The sequence below is a fragment of the Pseudomonas endophytica genome (genome assembly GCF_001411475.1).
In the GTDB taxonomy this organism is placed as follows: Bacteria; Pseudomonadota; Gammaproteobacteria; order Pseudomonadales; family Pseudomonadaceae; genus Aquipseudomonas; species Aquipseudomonas endophytica.
Genome location: NZ_LLWH01000131.1, coordinates 1 through 2,278 on the forward strand (window position 1 = coordinate 1; position 2,278 = coordinate 2,278).

The window sequence follows — 2,278 nt, forward strand, 5'->3', positions numbered from 1 at the left end:
TTGCCGCACTCCCACCCCCACGGATCAACCCAACCCACCGCATTCGGCGCGTACTGATAAAGATTGATCCCACCCAACAACCCAATCGGATCCGGCTGGGTAAACCGTCCTACATCCGGATCGTAAAACCTGAAGGTGTTGTAGTGCAGGCCGGTCTCGCGGTCAAGGTATTGGCCTTGAAAACGCAGGTTCTGTTCCTGTCCGTACTGGCTACGGTGCCATTCATCACGACTGTTGCCCCAAGCTTGGTATTCGCTGTGCCAGACGCTTAGGCCGTGTTCGTCGGTCAGTTGTTCGGGTAACCCGGCGAGGTTTGTATGGAAGTAGAAGACCTCTTCACTGCCGGGTTTGCCGTCGATACGGGCCAGCGGTTCGTAGCTGTCGAGGTTGGCGTACAGGTACAGGCTGGGCTTGCCGTCCTGCACTTCTTGCAGCAGGCGCAGGCCTTGCCACTGAAAGGTAGTGCGTCGGTACGGCTGGTGATCGTTGTTGCGATAGACCTGTTTGCCGATGCGGCGGCCCAGTGGGTCGTACTGGTAGTGGATGCGCAGGCGTTCGCCGTGTTTCTTTGCTGCACGCGGATTAGCCGCTGTTCGGCGTCGTAATCGAAGCGCTGCTCGGTGTGGCTGCCGATGCGTTTTTCGCTCAGGCGCCCGAAGCGGTTGTAGCGGTAACGTTTGTCTTCGAACACCTGCACGCGGTTGTGTTTGACGTGGCCGCGCAGCACGCCAGTCTGCATCAGGTTGGCGGCGGCGTCGTAGTTGAAGGTTTCGCTGTGCTGGCCGGGTGCTTGCGGGGTGTGCTGGTAGTGCTGGCGGATGCGCTCGGTGGGGTCGTAGCGGTAATGCTGGCTGAGGGTGTGGCTTTTGCCGTTGCTGTTGTGCGCCTCGAAACGTCCGATGACGGGCTCTTGGGCTGAGTTGTGGTTGCTGCGGCGCTGGGTTTGGGTCAGTACTTCGGCGATCAGGTTGTCGCAGGCGTCGTATTGGTAATCCTTGCTCAGCAGGGGCAGTTCTTCGCGGGCGGCGTTGTGGTAGTGCAGGGTCTTTTGTGCGAGGCGGCCGTTGCACTGCCCATAATTGTGAGCAAAATCTTAATTTTTATTGGATGGCCGCGTATTGAGTTGAAAACTCAATGAACGAGAATTCTGCGAGTATTGATGGGAGGTCAAAAGGGGGGATTAGATAGTTTCTGAGAAAAGCAGATGATGCTGGCGAAACGTTTTTTAAAATATCGGGCGCGATTTCTTTTATCTCAGTAGAAACAGTCATTAAGCTTCTTGTTTTTTTTGTGTAAATGTTGATTATTTTTCTTCCGATTGAGGGAAATGAAGGATGTTTTTTTAGTTGTGTATAAGCTTGTAGATAGTGATTGTAGGCTTCCATTCTTTGTTCGTTGGTTTGGCTTGTGGCAACAAGTGAGGGTGACAATAGCTCTTGATGTACGGATTTTTTAAGCGAGTATGCAGACGGAATTAGATTGATAATTCTTTGTTGGCATTTTTGGAGGAAATGCTGGTCTTCACCATATGTAATTCCTATTGGTATTTTAAATGCGGTGCAGTTTGAGTCTAGGGAGCTATCCGGGTAATTTATCGGACCAATCCACATATCGACTGCAAGGGAGTCATCTTTGCTTGCTGTGACTAATATGTAGCAATAGCAGTCTGAGTTTTCTATTGACCGACAGAGGGATGTAATGCTTTTGGACCAAAGAGGATACGCTGGTGCAAATTGGTAGTCTTTGATAAGTATGTGAAAATCTTTGTCGATTGCTTTTATTTTATTCATTTATGGTCTCCGTTGTTTAAAAGGGGGCGGATGGGCCAAATGACCAAGGTATATTAGCATTATCTAGTTTTTGTAGAACGCTGCCCATTTCGGGTGCTATGCGTGGATCATGTTCATAATGCCAGTGAGGGTTTGCACCTTGTGTGTTTTTTAAATTAATGTCAGTGTCAATTTGTTTTGTCATTCTATTTAGGCTCTCTGTGCTTCTAGGGCCTTTTTTGAAGTTATCGGATTTATATTCAATATCCCTGCCTTTGTATTGACTGTCGTAGACTCTTTGTCTGCCAAAACTCCGCCCTTTTTGCGATCCAAAAATTTCTATTACTCGCTTGTCATGCCATTTTTTTGCCCAGCTTAAAAATCCTCGTCCATTTTTGCCGCACTCCCACCCCCACGGATCAACCCAACCCACCGCATTCGGCGCGTACTGATAAAGATTGATCCCACCCAACAACCCAATCGGATCCGGCTGGGTCAACCGTCCTACA

The 2,278-nt window shown here is 49.6% G+C and carries 5 protein-coding genes; 2 read left to right on the top strand and 3 right to left on the bottom strand.

Annotated features, from left to right (window positions below):
* The coding region (locus tag AQS70_RS24035; RefSeq protein ID WP_479551600.1) for an RHS repeat-associated core domain-containing protein at positions 1-512 on the bottom strand (512 nt) is incomplete at its 3' end.
* On the opposite strand from AQS70_RS24035, the gene AQS70_RS24040 reads away from it, so the two are divergent.
* Both AQS70_RS24040 and AQS70_RS23610 read left to right on the top strand, forming a co-directional pair.
* Positions 447-605 (top strand): hypothetical protein, encoded by a 159-nt coding sequence (locus AQS70_RS24040; RefSeq protein ID WP_241492820.1) that lies wholly within the window; start codon positions 447-449, stop codon positions 603-605. The genes AQS70_RS24035 and AQS70_RS24040 overlap by 66 nt on opposite strands.
* Positions 606-622: 17 nt before the next feature.
* On the top strand, positions 623-919 hold the full coding sequence (locus AQS70_RS23610) for a hypothetical protein (protein WP_055102600.1): 297 nt from the start codon (positions 623-625) through the stop codon (positions 917-919).
* 181 nt (positions 920-1,100) lie between these two features.
* Here AQS70_RS23610 and AQS70_RS23615 read toward each other — a convergent pair whose 3' ends face one another.
* Entirely contained in the window at positions 1,101-1,790 is a 690-nt protein-coding gene (locus AQS70_RS23615) for an Imm25 family immunity protein (protein WP_156355092.1), read from the bottom strand.
* A 16-nt stretch (positions 1,791-1,806) separates the two neighbouring features.
* The coding region (locus AQS70_RS23255) for an RHS repeat-associated core domain-containing protein (RefSeq protein ID WP_156355094.1) at positions 1,807-2,278 on the bottom strand (472 nt) is incomplete at its 5' end.

Bases quoted from the DNA above. Each gene is read 5' to 3' on its own strand.
- AQS70_RS23615 (WP_156355092.1), bottom strand. From the start codon at position 1,790: ATGAATAAAATAAAAGCAATCGACAAAGATTTTCACATACTTATCAAA.